The organism is Achromobacter sp. 1011791174 (genome assembly GCF_059760925.1).
In genome coordinates this window covers 17,886-34,763 of the sequence record NZ_JCBANH010000068.1, presented here as the reverse complement: position 1 = coordinate 34,763, position 16,878 = coordinate 17,886, and the positions used below count along the sequence as shown (strand labels likewise).

Below are 16,878 nucleotides of genomic sequence, written 5' to 3'. Positions count from 1 at the left end.
GCCGGGCTGGCCGGCACGTTCCTGCTGGCGGCCTGCCTGGCGCGCCGGCGCGGCGGCGGCGGGGCCGCCGCCGCCGAGGTCCTGGGGGGCGCGGCGAACTGCCGTGGCGCGCCATGAGCCTGACCTTCGTTTTGCTGTGCATGGCGGCGGGCGCGTTGATCGGGCTGTCCACCGGCTATCACGCGCTGGGCACCGACCGCATCGGCAACGACGTGCTGTGGCAGGCCTTGAAGAGCATCCGCACGGCGTTGGTCATCGGCAGCCTGACCACGCTGGCCATGCTGCCGCCGGCCATCGTGTTCGGCATCTCGGCCGGCTATTTCAAGGGCAAGGTCGACGACGCCATCCAGTACCTGTACACCACCATCACCTCGATTCCGGGCGTGCTGCTGGTGGCGGCCTGCGCGCTGATGATGCAGGTCTACATCGACAACCACGCCGAGCTGTACGACACCTCGGCCGCGCGCGCCGATCTGCGCCTGTTCCTGCTGTGCATGATCCTGGGCCTGACCGGCTGGTCCGGCCTGTGCCGCCTGCTGCGCGCCGAGACGCTCAAGCTGCGCGAGCTGGAATATGTGCAGGCGGCGCGGGCCTTCGGCGTGTCGCACTGGCGCATCATGACGCGGCACCTGCTGCCCAACGTGGCGCACCTGGTGCTGATCACCGTGGTGCTGGAGTTCTCGGGGCTGGTGCTGTACGAGGCCGTGCTGTCCTATCTGGGTATCGGCGTGGACCCGAGCATGAATTCCTTTGGCTCGATGATCGACGGCGCCCGCCTGGAGATGTCGCGCGATCCCATGATCTGGTGGAACCTGATGACCGCCTTCGTCTTCATGCTGGCCCTGGTGCTGGCGGCCAACCTGTTCGCCGACGCGGTGCGCGACGCCTTCGATCCGCGCACGCGCCGCTACAAGCCCAGCCGCGTGGCGGGCCTGGCGCGCTCGCTGCGCCAGCGCCGCGCGCAATCCCAGGCTGGCCAGGGAGACGCGCGATGAACGCCGGCTCACCCATGCTCGAAGTCCGTGATCTGGAAATCGACATCGCCGGCGAACGCGGCATCACCCAGGCCGTCAAGCGCCTGGGACTGGCGGTGGCGCGGCGCGAAACCTTCGCGCTGGTCGGCGAGTCAGGCTGCGGCAAGAGCATGACCGCGCTGGCGCTGCTGCGGCTGCTGCCCGATGCCGGACGCATCGTGGGCGGACAGATCGACCTGGACGGCGAGGACCTGAACCGCCTGCCGGAAAGCGCGATGCGCGGCGTGCGGGGCGGGCGCATCGGCATGATCTTCCAGGAGCCCTCGACCAGCCTGAACCCAGTCATGCGCGTGGGCGACCAGATCATCGAGACGCTGACCACGCACACCTCGCTGCGCGGCGACACGGCGCGCCTGCGCGCCATCGACTGGCTGAGACGGGTCGGCATTCCCGAGCCCGAGCGGCGCATCGACGACTATCCCTTCCAGTTCTCGGGCGGGCAGAAGCAGCGCGTCATGATCGCCATCGCGCTGGCCGCCGAGCCGCTGCTGCTGATCGCCGACGAGCCGACCACGGCGCTGGACGTCACCGTCCAGGCGCAGGTGCTGGACCTGCTGGCCGACATCCAGCGCGAGCTGGGCATGGCCGTGCTGCTGATCACGCACGATCTGGCGGTGGTGAAGAACGTGGCGCACCATGTCGCGCTGATGCGCGGCGGCGAGATCGTCGAAAGCGCCAGCGCCGAGGAATTCTTCCGCGCGCCGCGCCATCCCTATGCGCGCCAGCTGTTCGACGCCATTCCGACCTTCGACAAGCGCGGCGCGCCGCTGACCGAGCAAGGCCGGCTGGCGCGTCCGGGATCGCGGCGCGGCGAGCGCGGCGCCGGGGCCGTGGTGCTGGACGTGCAGGACCTGAAGGTCCACTACCCGGTGCGCAAGGGGCCGCTGCGCCGCATCGTGTCCTGGGTCAAGGCCGCCGACGGCGTGTCCTTCACGCTGCGCGCCGGCGAGACGCTGGCCCTGTTGGGCGAGTCCGGCTGCGGCAAGACCACCACTGGCAAGGCGCTGCTGCGCCTGATCGACGGCGCGCATGTGTCGGGGCGCGCCATGCTGCTGGGCCACGACCTGCTGGCGGCCGACCGGCGCAGCCTGCAGCGGCTGCGGCAGGACATCCAGATCGTGTTCCAGGATCCCTTCGCCTCGCTCGATCCGCGCATGCGGATCGGCGACATCCTGGACGAAGGCCTGGAATCCCTGCGGCGCGGCATGAGTCCGCGGGAGCGCGCCGCGCGCGCGGCCCGCTTGGTCGAGCGCGTGGGCCTGCCGGCCGACACGCTCAGCCGTTATCCGCACGAGTTTTCCGGCGGCCAGCGCCAGCGCATCGCCATCGCCCGCGCGCTGGCGGTCGAGCCCAAGGTGCTGATCTGCGACGAACCCACGTCCGCGCTGGACGTGTCGGTGCAGGCGCAGATCCTGGACCTGCTGAACGAATTGCAGGAAGAGCTGGGCATCGCCTATCTGTTCATCACGCATAACTTCGGCGTGGTCGAATACCTGGCCGATCGCATCGCCGTGATGGATGGCGGGCGCATCGTCGAGCTGGACCAGGCCGATGCCGTGCTGCACGCCCCGCGCCAGGAAGTGACGCGCAAGCTGTTGGCGGCGGTGCCGCGCCTGCAATTCGGCGCCGCGCCCGAAGGCGGATCCCTCTGAGCCGATGAGGCGGCAAGCGCGCGGGTCGCATCCCGCGCGCCCAAACAAATGCGCGTCCCGATCCTTGCGGAAGGGGACGCGCGCCGGGCCTCGCCGCTCGCCGAGGCGGCCCGGTTCAAAGGTCGTCGTGATGATGCGCGCTGCGGGTTTCCAGCCACACCAGGGTGTCGTGCCTCAGGGCGCGCACGCACTGCGCCAGGAAGGCATGCACCGTTTCCAGCTCCGACGCGTCATAGCGGCGCGCCAGCGTGACGACTTGCTCCGTGATCCACTGCCGTTCCTGGGCCAGCATCTGGCAGGTTTCCTCGACCGGCCGGATCACGATCATCCGGCGGTCCAGGGGATGGCGACCGCGTTGCACATATCCAGCCCCTTCCAGCCGATTGATCAGGGCCGTCGCGCCGCCGGAGCTGATGCCCATCAGCTGGGCCAGTTGTCCGGTGGGCAGCGCGTCGAACTCCATGACCAGCTCCAGCGCCTTCAGATCCGCCAGGGGAATCTCCAGCTTTTCCGCCAGGGCCGCCTGGCAGGCCGCGTTGTACACGGCGAACTGGCGGCCCAGCATCAGGGCGATATCCTCGAGCATTCCGGGGCGCAGCGTGGCGGTGCGGGACTCAGGCATCACGGTCACATGCTCGTGGTGAACGATGGTTTCTTGTTGCAGCATGATTTCGCTCCCTCACGAATCAGGTTGTCGTCATTACTTCTTGGCCGTCAGGCCGCCCGTCAGGCCGCCGAGCAATCCGCCCAGCAGGCCGCCGTTGGCCGCGCCGCCGGACGAGCCGGTGGTGCCGCCGGTCGCGCCGCCCAGCAAGCCGCCAAGCAGCCCGCCGTTCGCGCCCGCCGAGGCGCCGGCGCTGGCGCCGCCCGCGCTGGCTCCCGCGTTGACGGCCACGCCGCCGAGCAGGCCGCCCAACAGTCCGCCGTTGGACGCGCCGCCGGATGCGCCGCCCGCCGCCCCGCCTGAGGCGCCGGCCGTGACGCCGCCGGTCAGTCCGCCCAGCAATCCGCCCAGCAGGCCGCCGTTGGCCGCGCCGCCCGCCGCGCCGCCCGCCGTGCCGCCCGCGGTGCCGCCGGCCGTGCCGCCAAGCAGGCCGCCCAGCAGACCGCCGTTGGCCGAGCCGCCGGCAGTGACGCCCAGGCTGCCCGTCACGCCCGCCAGCAGGCCGGTGACCGGCGCCAGCAGGCCGCCGTTGCCGCCCACCGGGGTGCCGCCGACGCCACCCACGCCACCCAGGATGCCGGTGATCGGGCTCAGCAGTCCGCCATTGCCGCCGGCCGCGCCGCCCAGGCCCAGGCCGCCGGTCAGGGCCGCCACGGTGCCGGTGGCATTGGCCAGCGTGTTGCCCAGCGGGTTGGTATTGCCCGGCGTGGCGTTGAGCAGGCCGCCCACGCTGCTGACGGTGGCGCCCAGCCCTTGCAGCACGCCGCCCAGGCCCGCGGTGTTGCCGACCTGGCCGCCCAGTCCGGCGACGGTGCCGCCCACGTTGTTGAGCAGGCCGGCGACCGGCGCGCCCAGCTTGGTGGTGGCGCCGACCTGCTGGGTCAGGTTGGTGACCGTGCCGGCCAGCGGACCGACCGTCGGGTCAAGCGCCGCGCCCACGCCGCCCAGCGTCGGGCCCAGGCCCAGCGGCAGGAGGTTGTCCGCGGCCTTGCCGGTATTGGTCAGGGCAGGTTCCAGCACGGGCTTGTAGGGGCCGCTGAGCAGGCCGCCGGTCACGCCGCCGACCAGCTTGTTCACCGGGTTGAGCAGGCCGCCCTGGCCGCCCAGGCCCGCGGTCAGCGCGCCCACGGCATTGGTGGCGTTACCGAGCACGGTCTTGAGCGGATCCGGATTGTTCGGAGAGGCATTGAGCAGGCCGCCCGCGCTGGCCACGGTCTTGCCCAGGCCGTCGACCAGGCCGCCGACGCCGCCGCTCAGTCCGCCCGGCAGGCCCGTGCCCTTCACTGTGGTGCCCAGATTGCTGACCAGGCCGCCGGTCTGTTGCAACACGCCGTCCACGGGCTGGCCCAGGCCGGTCGTCGCGCCGACCTTCTGCGTCAGGCTGACCACCTGGTCGGTCACGGGCTTGACCGTGGGATCGAGCGCCTTGCCGATGCCGCCCAGCGTCGTGCCCAGGTTCAGGGGCAGGACGTTGTCCACGGCCTTGCCGGTATTGCCCAGGGAGGTTTGCAGCGCGCCCGGCGTGGTGGTCGGCGTGGTGGGGCCGCCAGGATCGGGGTTGCCCGGGTTTCCGGGATTGCCGGGGTTGCCCGGCAGGCCGCCGCCCGGGTTGGTCGGGATGTTCGTGCCCGGCAGGCCGGCGGATTTGCTTCCACCGCCGCCACCGCCGCCGCAGGCGGAGAGGGCGCTCATGATGGCGGCCGCCATGACGGTGGCGGTCAGAATGCGTTGCACACGTTGCGTATCGGTCTTGATGTACATGGCGAGCTCCTGGTTTGGAAGGGTCAGACGGCGATACCGCCCGATACCTTTCCTCATGCATAAACCGTGCCAAGTTTTTTCAGGAACCGATTTTGAACGTGATTAATGGAGTTGCAACTTAATAAATATCCATTTTTTTCAATGGCTTGCGTATCACTCCAAGGGTTTGCACCAATATTGAGAAACCCGCAAATCTGGGATCGCAAAGAGCCTGCGAATGTTACGAATGCGGCGGATTCGGGGGTTACGTTACGTCCGGCGTTACGTAACGTGATGTTGGAAACCGGCAAAAAAAAGCGCCTGTCGCAACAGGCGCGGGGATATCGTGATTTATCGACGCCCCGGTTTGTCCGGGACGGGGGGCATGCCGTTCAGAATGCGTCGTAATAAAGAGAGTAATTCGCGTTGAAGCGCAGGTCGCGGTTGTCGCCGTTGGAGGTGCGGGAGGCGACGGGCTTGGCGACGTTGAAATCGAATAAATAGTACTTGTCGTCGGTAAACCTCAGGCCGAGCGCCACCGAGGACAGATGGCGCTGGTTCAATTGCTGGAGCGACGCGTTGTTGTACCAGGTGCGGGCATAGTCCACCAGCGCGTAGGGCTGCACATTGCTCAGATACCGCCAGCCTGTGTTGAAACGCCGATTGATTTCCAGCGACGCGCCCACGCCCTTGTCGCCGCTCTGTTCTCCTTGCGGGTAGCCCATGGCGTAGCGCCAGCTGCCGAACGAGACCTGTTCGGACGAGGGCAGGATATTGCTGGAGTATTGGCCGGCCGCGGATAGCACCAGGCCAAACTGCGCCGGCAGCACAAACGTTTGTTTCGCGTTCAGGTTGAAGCGCTTGAAATCCAGGTCCAGGACCGGCACCGAGGAAAACCCGTAATTGGTCGAGATTTCCTTTTTCGCGCCGGCGGCGTCAAAACCCTTGGCCACGCCCAGTGTCACGTCGGTGGCCATGCTCTCGGACAGCTGGATATACCTGAGTTCGGCATTGACGGCGCGCACGCGCGCGTCCTGTTGCAGCCAGCGGTCGCTGTTGTTGGCTTCGTAGCGATCTTTGGAATTGGCCGCGTATACCCCCAGCGTGCCGGTCAGCGAGCGGGTATTGTTGAGCAGGAAGGGGTAGCTCACGCCCAGGCCGATACGGTCATTGCGGACGCGCCGCTGAAATCCCAGGTATTCGATTGCATCGTCCTTGGGGCGCGCGTCGTAGTGATAGCCGTCCACCTTCACGGCCAGCCCGTCGGAGCCGATCGGCACGCGGATCTCGCCCATGACGTATTTGACGTCGCCCGACCTGAAAGGTACGGCGGCTGTCAGTTTGATCTGTTCGCCCAGCGGCGTCAGGCTGTTGGTGGCGACATTGACCAGCGGCTGCATGCCCTTGCCCAGCTCGGCCACGCCGCCGGTCAGGCTCACCGGCTGCCGGCTGGCCTCCAGCACCAGTTCAGTGGCGCCGTCCGCGCGCCGGGGCAGATCCAGGCTGGGCGTGAAGGTCACGCCGGGCACGGTGCGCATCAGGTTCAACACGCGCTCCAGCGTGGCCTGCCTGAGTGGTTTTTCCTCTTTCAGCCGTTGCGCCAGCGATTCGAGGCGGTCCTTGGCATTGCCGAGGTCGCCGTTGATGCGGACGCTGCCGATGTGACCTTCCACCACCGTCACGACCACCAGCCCGTTGGCGAAGCTCTGGTTCTGCACCAGGGCGAAGGACAGAGGATAGCCCCGGTCGCGGTAGAGCTGGGTGATCTTGTCCACCTGCTGCACCAGCTCGCCCAGGCTGATTTCCTTGCCGGACAGCGGGCTCAGCAGCGCCGATACCTCTTCGAAGGGCATGGCGTGCACGCCGGACACGTCGAAGTGGCGCGGCACGATGCGCTGGGCCAGCCGGGCCTGCAGCGCCAGTTGCTCTGGCGTGGGAGCCTGCACCACGGGGGGCGGCTGGTTGGCCGACGCGGGTCTTTCCATCGGCGGCAGCGAATCCACCGGGTTGCCGCGCAGCGGGCCGTCGGCGTGGGCGGTGCCTGCGGCCAGCGCGCAGGCCAGCAGTACGTATGAGGGGCTTGCGGGGAGCGTGCGTCTCATGCCTGTCGTGTCTCTGATGTGCCGCGGCATTGCCGCCGAAACGGTAATGGCGATATTTACCAAATATCAGTTGTTAATGGGGACGCAATATTTACCGATATAAATGTAGGTTTGATGTCAGGCGGTATCTTGCCAGCGCCAAAAGGTAATGACAATTTATTTCATTGTGGCCGGATGGCCACTTGCCGTGAATGCCAGGGATGTGGGTCGACGGTACGCTGAAATATCAAGTGAAACCGTTGCCTGGTCTGGGGTTTTGAAGGGTTTCAAATATGATTGTTCTGAATATTGGGGATAGGCGTTACATGTCTGTTGTCGTCACGCTGTGAATGCTGGTATAAACCCTGATGTGTATTAATTGTTAATAGATAAGACTATATACACGTTTCTAAACACTTTCGATTTTCGGGTTAACCGGAGTCCGCAAGATGCGCCAGGATGACCGCAAGACGAGTCGCGGCGAATGTTCGGCAAGGCCGGCCGGCCAGGGGCCGCTGCCTCGGGGACACTCATGAATCCGGGTGACGTCGTTCCGCTTTCCTTCAATGGCGGCCTGGTCGCGCTGTCCTTCCTGACGGCGGTGCTGGGTTCCTATGTGGCGCTGCTTGCCGCGGTCGGCATCCGCACGGAAACGCAGGACGGCGATATCCGCCTTGGCTATATCCTCATCGGCGCGGTGGCGATGGGCGGCGTCGGTATCTGGAGCATGCACTTCATCGGCATGCAGGCACAGGACCTGCCGTTCCTGGTCGGTTACCAGGTGGGTTTGACCGTACTCAGTTTCCTGGTTGCCGCGGGGTTCTCGGGATGGGCGTTCTGGTATGTGGGGCGTGACCGTTTCACGATCGGACGCTGCCTGGTCGGCGGCCTGGCCGCGGGCCTGGGCGTCGCCGCCATGCATTATGTCGGCATCAGCGCCATGCGCATGCCGGCAGTATTCCTGTGGAATCTGCCGCTCGTTGTTTTATCGGTTTTGATAGCCGTAATCGCCGCGTCGGCCGCATTATGGCTGGCTTTCAATACGCAAAATGAGCTCCAGCGCGCCGGAGCGGCCGTTTTGATGGCCGTGGCCGTGTGCGGCATGCATTACACCGGCGCCGCGGCGGGCACGGTGGTGTGCACCACGCCGCGCGACGGAGCCGGCATGCAGATCGGCGGCGTGCTGCTTCCCTATATTGCCTTCGGGCTGTCGGCCGTGGTGCTGGTGCTCATGCGCTGGCATCTGCAACGGGCCTCCAGCCGTTTTCGCGCGCGCCTGGCGCAGCGCATCGACGCCATCATCGAATCGGCTCCCACCGTGGAGCCGGGCAGGGCCCACGGTCCCACGGTGGGACCGGGTTAGGCAGGTTCCGGGTGCAGGCCGGCGCCAGCGGGCTTGCGGACGGTTCCTGGTCTTGGCGAGCATGCTTCGCGCGCGCGGGCGGCTCAATTGATCAATCGAGACCTAGGGAGCTCGACATGAAAGCGAAACTTGCGCAGTTCTGGAACGATGAGGAAGGCATCACCGCCCTGGAGTACGGGCTCATCGCGGGCCTGGTGGCGGTGGCCCTGGTCGTAGGCGTGGGCGCGTTCACGGGCAGTCTGAAAGACATGTTCAACGCGCTCAAGGCCAAGCTGGATGCCGCCAAGGGCACGTGATGGCTCCGGCTGGCGCGCCGGCCGGGGCCGGCAGCCTGTCCGGAGGGCCCGCCCGCTCGAGGGCGGAGCAGGGGATAGACCAGGAGTCTGAGATGAAAGCGAAGCTCATGCAGTTCTGGAACGATGACGCCGGCATCACCGCGCTGGAGTATGGCCTGATCGCCGGGCTGGTCGCGGTCGCGCTGATCGCGTCGGTGGGCTTGTTCACCGGCAGTCTTCAGAGCATGTACCAGGCGCTCAAGGCGAAGCTCGACGCGGCCCAGGGCACCTGAGGCCTCGGGAACGAGCCCGGCGCGCGCCGCGGACGGTCCCGGTTCCGAGGGGCCGCCCGCGGACTGCCGCGGCGGTGTCCGCGATGCACGGATTGGAGGGGCGGCGTCCATTCGGACGGACGCGCTGCGGTCGTATCGGTAACCGTTGGAAGGTCGTGCCTTGTATCCAGGGGAAGCGCTGTGGTGGCTGTTGTTCGCATGCTGGAATCTGGTGTTGATCCACGCCGATCTGCGCCATCGCCGCGTTCCCAATACGCTCATCGTCGCGGGATTCGCGGGGCAGCTGCTTTGGCTGCTGGCCGCCTGGCTGGTTCCTGGCTGGATGCATCCGCCGCGTTGGGCCGGCTGGGGCATGACGCTGGCAGGCTTTTTCTGCGCCTTCCTGTTCTTGCCTGTGTGGGCGCGGCGCAAGATGGGCGCGGGCGATGTCAAGGCCATCGCCATACTCGGCCTGCTGCTGGGCTTCGCGCCGCTGCTGGTGACGCTGGTGGGGGCGAGCCTGCTGGCGGGCCTGCACGCGGTGGCCTATTTGCTGATCAGCCGGTATTGGGCGCTGGCCGACCGCTGGAGGCAGATTCCCTATGGCGCGTATCTGGGCGTCGCCGCGCTCAGCGTGGTGTTTATTCCCTTGAATTCGGTCTGGTATTCGTGGTGTTTTTCCTGGTGTTCTACGGGATCCTGACCTACTCCCTGGTGTTCGCCGCACAGCATTCCATCACCCTGGCCGCGCAGGACGGCGCGCGCAAGGTGCTGCAATGGCAGGCCGGCACGCCGTCGCTGACGGCGCGGGCCAACGCCGGCCGCGACACCGCGCTGGCCCTGGCCAACTGGGTCAGCACGATGTCCTCAGCGCCGGTCAAGGTAGCGGTCTGCGGCAGCACCGGCACGCTCAGCAGCGCCGGCGGCGGCGCCTGCAGTGGCATGACGCTGGCTACGGACCAGATCGAAGTGACGGTGTCCTATGCCTATGGCGCGCATCCGCTGATTCCCGCCTTTCCGTTCCTGCAGGATGCGCTGATGCCCGCATCCAGCGTGCTCAGCGCGCGGGCCACCGTGTATCTCGGCAACACCATGGACGGAGATACCTGAGCCATGCGGCCCACAACGCCTCCCACCCTTGATCGCCATGGCGCGCGTCGCCGGCAGCGCGGCATCGCCGCGCTGGAGTTCTCGCTGACCTTGACCATGCTGCTGATGTTCATCTGCGCCGTGGTCGGCTATGGCGTGCTGTTCTGGATGCAGCAGCAGCTGGCTGCGGCGGCCAACGAAGGCGCGCGCGCCGCCGTGTTCGCGCGCTTCTCGGGCGCGCCCGACGTGAACGGCGCGGCCTGTACGGCGGCAATGGGTGTGTTCTCGACCGGCTCCGCGGTGGGCTGCGCCATCACCCGCGCGCCTTGCGCCTGGAGCGGCGCGGGCGGACAGACGGCCAACTGCGCCACGATCTCCATGACCTACAACACCCAGTCCTGGCCGGTGCTGGCGACCATGCAGGCGCTCATCGCCATGCTGCCCGGCACGAACAAGGATTGGATCCCGTCCAGATTGTCTTCCAAAGCCACCGTGCAAATCTCACAAGGGACACCATGAGCAGCCTGAGCAAGATCATCGCGGGCGTGTTGTTGGCGGCAGGGCTCGTGCTGGCTTTCGTGGCCTGGCGCCTGGCGTCGGCGCCGTCCTCGCCGCCGCAGCCGGTCGCGCCCGTCGCGGCCAGCGCGCCGGCGCCGCAAGAGCCGGTGAAGTTCTATCCCGTGGTGGTGGCGGCCAAGGCGATCCCGGCCGGCACGCGCATCGCGCCGGACATGCTGGAAGTGGCGAAGTGGCAGGTGGCCCTGTCGGGCGGTTTTCCGGCGGCCGACCTGCTCACCGGCGCGATCGTGCGCACCGACGTCGCCGTGGGCGATCCCATCTTGCCGTCCATGCTGGCGCATGGCATGGCCAGCCTGCTGCAACCGGGCGAACGTGCGCTGGCGGTGGCGGTGGACGAAGTGAGCGGCGGCGGCAATCGCATCCTGCCGGGAGATTTCGTCGATGTGTTCTTCATGCTGGACAAGAGCGCGGAAGTGCAGGCCGGCCAGGCGCGCCTGCTGCAATCGCAGCTGCGCGTACTGGCCTATGGCGCGAATTCGCTGGACGGGCCGGAAGAGAAATCGCTATTGCAGCAGGGCGCGCCCGCGCAGCCGGCCAAGACGGCGGTGCTGGCGGTGCCGGTCGAGCGCGTCAGCGAGCTGATGCTGGCCAGCCGCGCCGGACGGCTGCAGCTGGCGCTGCGTCCGCTGGGCGACGCGGGCGTGCCCGATATCGCCCTGTTTCCGCAGCGCCGCGCGGCGATGCAGGCGCGCGCCGATCTGACGCCCGGACAACGAGAGCTGCTGGACAGCGGCCCCAACCGGGCCTATGGCGGTGACACCCTGCCGCAAATGGACGGCACCACGCTGTCGCCGCGCCAGGTCGCGCGCGGATCGGGCGGCGGCGGACGCAGCGTGGAAATCGTCAGAGGAGACAAATCCGAGCGCGTGCGCTATTGAATCCGGCTGCCGCAGGCTGCCCCGTGTACAGGCCCCAGAGACTGCAACCATAATCTGACCGAGCATGATGAAGAGATATCAGTTGTCCATGGCGCAGGCGCGCCGCACGCATCGCAAGAATGGGATATCGCTCCATCGGGGCCGCGCGGAACCGGCTCTGCCGGACCGCGGTGGCGCCCTCTTTAGGGAGGCGCGCGTGGCGCCTCGGGGGCGGGCTGCCATCCGGCGCTCTGCCTGGGTGATCTGCGTGCTGGCCGCCGCGGCGACGCTGGCCGGCAGCCCGGCCGCGATGGCGCAGAACGCCGCGCCGGCGCAGGGGGCCGTGGCGCCCGCCGGCGATATCGCGGTGGCGGTCAAGGGTCAGCAGACCCTGATGTTGGGCGGCGCGCCGTCGCGCATCGCCATTGGCGATCCGGAAGTGGCCGATGTGAAGGTGCTGCCGGCGTCCGGCAAGCGCGCCGCGTCGGTGCTGGTCTATGGCAAGAAGGCCGGCACCACCCAGCTGCAGGTATGGAGCGGCGCCAATGCCGCGCCGCAGGTCTGGAACGTGCGTGTGTCAGGCCCGGTCCAGGGCGTGCTGGCCGGGCGCGGCGTGAGCGGCGGGGCCAATGTGGACATGGCCGGCGACAAGGCGGTGCTGTCCGGGCATGCCGAGTCGCAGCTGAGCCATCAGGGTTCCGTGTCGGCGGCGGCGTCGGCCGTCGGCGGCGAGAAGAACGTGGTGGACCTGTCCACCGCCGGGCCGGGCGGCGTGGTCCAGGTCGAGGTCAAGGTGGTCGAGGTGCAGCGTTCCGTGATGAAGCAGGCGGGCATCAGCTTCGCCGGCCGCAGCGGTCCCTGGGGCGGCACCAATTCGATCACGCCCGATGGCTTCACCGCGCCGCTGGGCTTCAACAAGTCCGCGCCGCTGGCCTCGGGATTCTCGCTGTTCTATGACTCGAACAATTTCAGCGCGCGCTTGCGCCTGCTGCAGGGGAACAACATGGCCCGGGTGCTGGCCGAGCCAACCCTGGTGGCGCTGAGCGGGCAGAGCGCCAGCTTCCTGGCTGGCGGCGAGCTGCCCGTGCCCGAGGCGGCCGGCCTGGGATCGGTCACGGTCGCATTCAAGCCCTTCGGCATCGGGCTGACCGTCACGCCGACGGTGCTGTCGCGCGAGCGCATCGCGCTGAAGGTCGCGCCCGAAGCCAGCGAACTGGACTACAGCAACGGCATTCCGCTGGTCACCAGCGCCGATAACGTCACGGTGATCCCGGCGCTGCGCACGCGCCGGGCCGACACCACCATCGAACTGGGCGACGGCGAGAGCTTCGTGATCAGCGGCCTGGTGTCGCGCCAGACCAAGGCGCTGGTGAACAAAGTGCCCATGCTGGGCGACCTGCCGATCATCGGCGCCTTCTTCCGCAGCGTGGACTACAAGCAGGAAGACACCGAGCTGGTCATCGTGGTGACGCCCCGGCTGGTGCGTCCCATCGCGCGCGGCGTATCCCTGCCGCTGCCGGGGGCCAAGCAGGAGGCGAGCGACACTGCGTTCAACGCCTGGGGCTATTACCTGATGGGTCCGATGAGCGGGCAGCAGATGCCGGGTTTTTCACGGTGAGCGACATGAAGACACATGCCAGGGAATGGGTGGGCCTGCAGAGCGGGAACCGCTTCTTGTTTTGTTCCAAGGGCGATGGCGTGGCCGCGCAGCTGGGTCAGGCCATCGGCGATCTGGGGATGCTGACCCAGGAAGCGCCCGCCGTCGAGGACCTGGCCAAGCGCCTGGCCGAGATCGCGCCGCAGGTGGTGTTCCTGGACTTCACGCTGAGCGAGGATGAGCCTGGCAAGCTGTTCCGTTCGGCCGAGCTGGCCCGCTTGCTGGCGCGCATCGCGCCGGGCATTCCCAGGGTCGCGGTGGGTCTGCTCAGCCAGCCCGAAGGCGCCATCGCCGCCTTGCGCGCCGGCGTCAGCGATTTCGTCGATCCCTCGGTCGCGCCGCAGGAAGTGAAGGACGTGGTGCAGCGCCTGCTGGACACGCCCGTCGCCGGCGGCGGGCGCGCCGACGGCCAGCGGCGCAGCGTGCTGCTGCTGGGCACCCGTCCGGGCGTGGGCACCAGCACGCTGGCCGTGCACCTGGCCGGCCTGGTGCAGGACCGCATGAAGCAGGCGCATGCGCTGCGCTTTGGTGCCAGCGGCGCCAAGCCGTCCAAATCCGCCGAGGCCGGCGCCATGCAGCCGCTGTCCAGCCGCGTGGCGCTGCTGGATCTGGGCTGGCCGGTGGGCGATTGCCAGCTGTATCTGAACATCGGCAGCGACTTCGATTTCGCCGAGGCCGCGCGCAACCTGCGCCGCCTGGATCCGACCCTGCTGGGCTCGGCGATGGCGCACACGGCCAACGGTCTGAGCGTGCTGGCCCTGCCGCGCGATCTGGGCCAGATGCGCGATATCTCGCAATCCGATTCGCTGCTGGTGTTCGAGCGGCTGCGCCAGCATTTCGGCGTGGTGGTGGCCGATGCCGGCGGCTTCAACAATCCTGATTTCGTGGCCGGCCTGGCGCGCACTTCGCAGCAGAACTGGATCGTGACCGACCAGAGCGTGGGCGCGCTGGTGTCGCTGGCCGGCCTGTTGCAGGAACTGGAGCAGCTGCATGTGGATCGGCGCAGCCTGGGCCTGATCGTCAATCGCTATGACGAGCGCTACGGCATGACCGCGCAGCAGATCGCCGAGCGTTTCCAGCTGGAACTGGTCGGCACCTTGCCCGACCGCACGCTGGCCCTGATGGTCTGCACCAACCAGGGCCGCCTGCTGCACGAGGAGGCCGAGCGCGACGTCTATGTGCGCGCCGTGCATGCGCTGGCGGAAAGACTGAGCACGGAAGAACACACGCCCGGCGGGCGCGCGAGCTGGCTGGCCACCTGGCTGCCGGGCGTGCATCGCCGCATGGTGGTGGATTGACAAGGGACGGCGGCGGAATCCGACATGATCATGACAGGCACCATAGAATTCGGCGGCGACGGCGACCGGGGCTTTTCCGCTTCGAATCGCTACCAGGAAATCAAGACGGCGGCCTACGAGCACCTGCTGTCCCGCATCGAGGAACTGGGGGCGGAATTCGGCCGCTGGGCCCGCACGGCCATCCAGGAATTCGTCGATATCGAGGTGGCCAGCTTCGTGCGCCTGCGCCGCGTGCCCATCAACGAGGGCGAGATGCGGCAGATCTCGGAGGCCCTCACCAAGGAGCTGGCCGGGTTGGGGCCGCTCGAAGACCTGCTGGCCGATCCCGCGGTCGAGGACATCCTGATCAACGGCTATGACAACGTGTTCGTGTCGCGGCGGGGCGTGCTGGCGCGCGAGACGCTGCGCTTCACCGACAACCAGCACGTGCTGCGCATCGTGCGCCGCATCCTGGCGCCCATGGGCCGGCGCCTGGACGAGTCGACGCCCATGGTCGATGCCCGCCTGCCGGACGGCGGCCGCCTGAACGTGGTGATCGAGCCGCTGGCGGTGGACGGGCCGATGGTATCGATCCGCAAGTTCCGCCAGGATCCGCTCAAGCCCGCCGACCTGCTGACGCTGGGCACCTTCGACGAAGAGATCTACCGGCTGCTCAGCGAGGCAGTGAAGCACCGCTGCAACATCCTGGTGTCCGGCGGCACCAGCTCGGGCAAGACCTCGTTGCTGAACGCGCTGGCCTTCTTCATCCCGGAAACCGAGCGCGTGGTGACGGTGGAGGACACCGCCGAACTGTCGCTGAACCATCCTCACGTCGTGCGGCTGGAGGCGCGCCAGGGCGGCTTCGACGGCAGCGGCGCGGTCACCATCCGCGAGCTGATCCGCAACAGCCTGCGCATGCGGCCCGACCGCGTCGTGGTGGGCGAGGTTCGGGGCGCCGAGGTGATGGACATGCTGCAGGCCATGAACACCGGCCATGAAGGGTCCATGGCGACCATCCACGCGAACTCGCCGCGCGAATGCCTGTACCGCATCGAGATGCTGGCCGGCTTCGCCGGTTTCCAGGGCAGCGAGGACAGCCTGCGTCGCCAGATCGCCAGCGCGCTGGATTTCATCGTGCAGATCGGGCGCCTGTCCAACGGCAAGCGGCGCGTGCTGTCGGTGACCGAAGTCACGGGCATGGGCGACAACGTGATCTCGACGCAGGAACTCTACCGGCACGAATCCTTCGCCACGCCGGAGGGCGAGGAAAAGGACCGCTGGAACTGGCTGGGCATCCATCCGCATACGCCCAAGCTCGCCAAGATGCGGCACGAGGCGCGTCAGTCCGACGGCGGCGCGCCGGAGCCCGACGGCGGGGGCGGCGGGTTCTGGAGCCGGAGGCGCTGATGCAGCAAGCCCTGGTCCTGGCGGCATTGGCGCTGGTGCTGGCCGTGGCGGCCGTGCTGCTGTGGCGGCACGCCAATAGCGGCGCGCGCCGCGCCGCGAGTTCCGCCTTCCTGGAAAACCAGCTGCGGCGCGCGCGCGACGTGCCGGTCGGCGGGGCGACATTCGCCGGCGGGGCGCGCGCGGCACGCAGCGGTTTTTCGTGGTGGGACCGGCTGTTGCTGCTGGCCGGCCTGCGGCACGGCGCCGGACTCTACCTGCGGATCTTCGTGCCCATCGTCGTGGGCGCGCTGCTGGCCTGGGCCTTTTTGGGCGCCTTGTCCGGCTTCGTCACGCTGCTGTTGCTGACCGTCGGCGCCTATTTCCTGCTGTGGCTGCGCGCCGACAAGCGCCAGCGCCGCATGATCTCGCAATTGCCGGCCTTCCTGGACAACATGGTCCGGCTCATCACCATCGGCAACAGCATGGCCTCGGCCTTCCAGACCGCCGCCGCCAGCGCCGACGCGCCGCTGCGCGAAGTGGTCGAGACCGCCGCCGCCCTGAGCCGCTCGGCCAAGGAACTGGACGAGGCGCTGGCGCACGTGTCGCGCCAGTACGGGCTGAAGGAGCTGTACATGGTGGCGGCGGTGGTATCGATCGCGCTGCGCTTCGGAGGCCGCAGCGATCAGGTGCTGGAGCGCATGGCGGCCTTCATGCGCGACGTCAGCCAGGCCCGCAGCGAGCTGTCGGCCAGCTCGGCCGAGATCCGCCTGTCGGCCTGGATCCTGGCTCTGCTGCCGCTGGGCATCGCCGGTTTCATCATCGTGGCCAACAACGATCTGTTCGTGGGATTGTGGGAGGACCCGCTGGGCTTCAAGATGCTGGCGACCGCCGTGGCCATGCAGGTCGGCGGATCCTATTGGCTGTACCGCATGGCCAAATCCATCTGACGGGG

15 protein-coding genes and 1 pseudogene are annotated in these 16,878 nt (G+C 68.0%); 13 read left to right on the top strand and 3 right to left on the bottom strand.

Annotation, left to right across the window (positions count from 1 at the left end; all coding sequences use genetic code 11):
* Both AC6LJ5_RS21055 and AC6LJ5_RS21050 read left to right on the top strand, forming a co-directional pair.
* Positions 1 to 995, top strand: a pseudogene (locus AC6LJ5_RS21055) (ABC transporter permease); the annotation flags it as partial.
* Positions 992 to 2,686: an ABC transporter ATP-binding protein gene (locus AC6LJ5_RS21050; protein WP_498141507.1), complete on the top strand. Its 1,695-nt coding sequence runs from the start codon at positions 992 to 994 to the stop codon at positions 2,684 to 2,686. The pseudogene AC6LJ5_RS21055 and the gene AC6LJ5_RS21050, both read left to right, overlap by 4 nt.
* 115 nt (positions 2,687 to 2,801) lie before the next feature.
* Here AC6LJ5_RS21050 and AC6LJ5_RS21045 read toward each other — a convergent pair whose 3' ends face one another.
* The 3 genes from AC6LJ5_RS21045 to AC6LJ5_RS21035 form a co-directional block, all read right to left on the bottom strand.
* Entirely contained in the window at positions 2,802 to 3,353 is a 552-nt protein-coding gene (locus AC6LJ5_RS21045; protein ID WP_392413800.1) for a MarR family winged helix-turn-helix transcriptional regulator, read from the bottom strand.
* A gap of 33 nt (positions 3,354 to 3,386) precedes the next feature.
* Positions 3,387 to 5,111, bottom strand: a complete 1,725-nt coding sequence (locus tag AC6LJ5_RS21040) for a collagen-like triple helix repeat-containing protein (RefSeq protein WP_498141506.1) — start codon at positions 5,109 to 5,111, stop codon at positions 3,387 to 3,389.
* Between the two features lie 371 nt (positions 5,112 to 5,482).
* The gene (locus AC6LJ5_RS21035; protein WP_498141509.1) at positions 5,483 to 7,075 is read right to left on the bottom strand and encodes a ShlB/FhaC/HecB family hemolysin secretion/activation protein; all 1,593 of its coding nucleotides are present in this window, start codon (positions 7,073 to 7,075) and stop codon (positions 5,483 to 5,485) included.
* A gap of 628 nt (positions 7,076 to 7,703) precedes the next feature.
* Between AC6LJ5_RS21035 and AC6LJ5_RS21030 the strand changes: the two genes are divergently transcribed.
* The 11 genes from AC6LJ5_RS21030 (at position 7,704) to AC6LJ5_RS20980 (ending at position 16,873) form a co-directional block, all read left to right on the top strand.
* Complete coding sequence (locus AC6LJ5_RS21030; RefSeq protein ID WP_498141505.1) at positions 7,704 to 8,534, top strand: MHYT domain-containing protein; 831 nt, start codon at positions 7,704 to 7,706, stop codon at positions 8,532 to 8,534.
* Between the two features lie 116 nt (positions 8,535 to 8,650).
* A complete protein-coding gene (locus tag AC6LJ5_RS21025; protein WP_498141504.1) occupies positions 8,651 to 8,830 on the top strand; it encodes a Flp family type IVb pilin in 180 nt (59 codons plus the stop codon).
* A gap of 92 nt (positions 8,831 to 8,922) precedes the next feature.
* On the top strand, positions 8,923 to 9,102 hold the full coding sequence (locus tag AC6LJ5_RS21020) for a Flp family type IVb pilin (RefSeq protein ID WP_103275426.1): 180 nt from the start codon (positions 8,923 to 8,925) through the stop codon (positions 9,100 to 9,102).
* A gap of 145 nt (positions 9,103 to 9,247) precedes the next feature.
* Positions 9,248 to 9,784 (top strand): A24 family peptidase, encoded by a 537-nt coding sequence (locus AC6LJ5_RS21015; RefSeq protein ID WP_498141503.1) that lies wholly within the window; start codon positions 9,248 to 9,250, stop codon positions 9,782 to 9,784.
* Complete coding sequence (locus tag AC6LJ5_RS21010) at positions 9,766 to 10,191, top strand: pilus assembly protein (protein ID WP_498141502.1); 426 nt, start codon at positions 9,766 to 9,768, stop codon at positions 10,189 to 10,191. The genes AC6LJ5_RS21015 and AC6LJ5_RS21010 overlap by 19 nt, the downstream gene beginning before the upstream one ends.
* Positions 10,192 to 10,194: 3 nt before the next feature.
* Positions 10,195 to 10,689: a TadE family protein gene (locus AC6LJ5_RS21005; RefSeq protein WP_498141501.1), complete on the top strand. Its 495-nt coding sequence runs from the start codon at positions 10,195 to 10,197 to the stop codon at positions 10,687 to 10,689.
* Complete coding sequence (cpaB, locus tag AC6LJ5_RS21000; protein ID WP_498141500.1) at positions 10,686 to 11,627, top strand: Flp pilus assembly protein CpaB; 942 nt, start codon at positions 10,686 to 10,688, stop codon at positions 11,625 to 11,627. The genes AC6LJ5_RS21005 and cpaB overlap by 4 nt, the downstream gene beginning before the upstream one ends.
* Before the next feature lie 289 nt (positions 11,628 to 11,916).
* Positions 11,917 to 13,224, top strand: coding sequence for a type II and III secretion system protein family protein (locus tag AC6LJ5_RS20995; protein WP_498141508.1), 1,308 nt, complete (start codon positions 11,917 to 11,919; stop codon positions 13,222 to 13,224).
* The gene (locus AC6LJ5_RS20990) at positions 13,221 to 14,561 is read left to right on the top strand and encodes a P-loop NTPase family protein (RefSeq protein ID WP_498141499.1); all 1,341 of its coding nucleotides are present in this window, start codon (positions 13,221 to 13,223) and stop codon (positions 14,559 to 14,561) included. Before AC6LJ5_RS20995 ends, AC6LJ5_RS20990 begins: the two co-directional genes overlap by 4 nt.
* A gap of 24 nt (positions 14,562 to 14,585) precedes the next feature.
* Positions 14,586 to 15,947 carry a TadA family conjugal transfer-associated ATPase gene (locus tag AC6LJ5_RS20985; RefSeq protein WP_498141498.1) on the top strand — a complete coding sequence of 454 codons (1,362 nt, stop codon included), beginning with the start codon at positions 14,586 to 14,588 and terminating at the stop codon, positions 15,945 to 15,947.
* A complete protein-coding gene (locus AC6LJ5_RS20980) occupies positions 15,947 to 16,873 on the top strand; it encodes a type II secretion system F family protein (protein WP_498141497.1) in 927 nt (308 codons plus the stop codon). Before AC6LJ5_RS20985 ends, AC6LJ5_RS20980 begins: the two co-directional genes overlap by 1 nt.
* Positions 16,874 to 16,878 lie beyond the last annotated feature (5 nt).

What these genes read in the sequence shown, in the direction of transcription:
- AC6LJ5_RS21050 (WP_498141507.1), top strand. Translation starts at nt 992, where the DNA reads ATGAACGCCGGCTCACCCATGCTCGAAGTCCGTGATCTGGAAATCGAC.
- AC6LJ5_RS21045 (WP_392413800.1), bottom strand. Translation starts at nt 3,353, where the DNA reads ATGCTGCAACAAGAAACCATCGTTCACCACGAGCATGTGACCGTGATG.
- AC6LJ5_RS21040 (WP_498141506.1), bottom strand. Translation starts at nt 5,111, where the DNA reads ATGTACATCAAGACCGATACGCAACGTGTGCAACGCATTCTGACCGCC.
- AC6LJ5_RS21035 (WP_498141509.1), bottom strand. Translation starts at nt 7,075, where the DNA reads ATGGAAAGACCCGCGTCGGCCAACCAGCCGCCCCCCGTGGTGCAGGCT.
- AC6LJ5_RS21030 (WP_498141505.1), top strand. Translation starts at nt 7,704, where the DNA reads ATGAATCCGGGTGACGTCGTTCCGCTTTCCTTCAATGGCGGCCTGGTC.
- AC6LJ5_RS21025 (WP_498141504.1), top strand. Translation starts at nt 8,651, where the DNA reads ATGAAAGCGAAACTTGCGCAGTTCTGGAACGATGAGGAAGGCATCACC.
- AC6LJ5_RS21020 (WP_103275426.1), top strand. Translation starts at nt 8,923, where the DNA reads ATGAAAGCGAAGCTCATGCAGTTCTGGAACGATGACGCCGGCATCACC.
- AC6LJ5_RS21005 (WP_498141501.1), top strand. Translation starts at nt 10,195, where the DNA reads ATGCGGCCCACAACGCCTCCCACCCTTGATCGCCATGGCGCGCGTCGC.
- cpaB (WP_498141500.1), top strand. Translation starts at nt 10,686, where the DNA reads ATGAGCAGCCTGAGCAAGATCATCGCGGGCGTGTTGTTGGCGGCAGGG.
- AC6LJ5_RS20995 (WP_498141508.1), top strand. Translation starts at nt 11,917, where the DNA reads ATGGCGCAGAACGCCGCGCCGGCGCAGGGGGCCGTGGCGCCCGCCGGC.
- AC6LJ5_RS20985 (WP_498141498.1), top strand. Translation starts at nt 14,586, where the DNA reads ATGATCATGACAGGCACCATAGAATTCGGCGGCGACGGCGACCGGGGC.
- AC6LJ5_RS20980 (WP_498141497.1), top strand. Translation starts at nt 15,947, where the DNA reads ATGCAGCAAGCCCTGGTCCTGGCGGCATTGGCGCTGGTGCTGGCCGTG.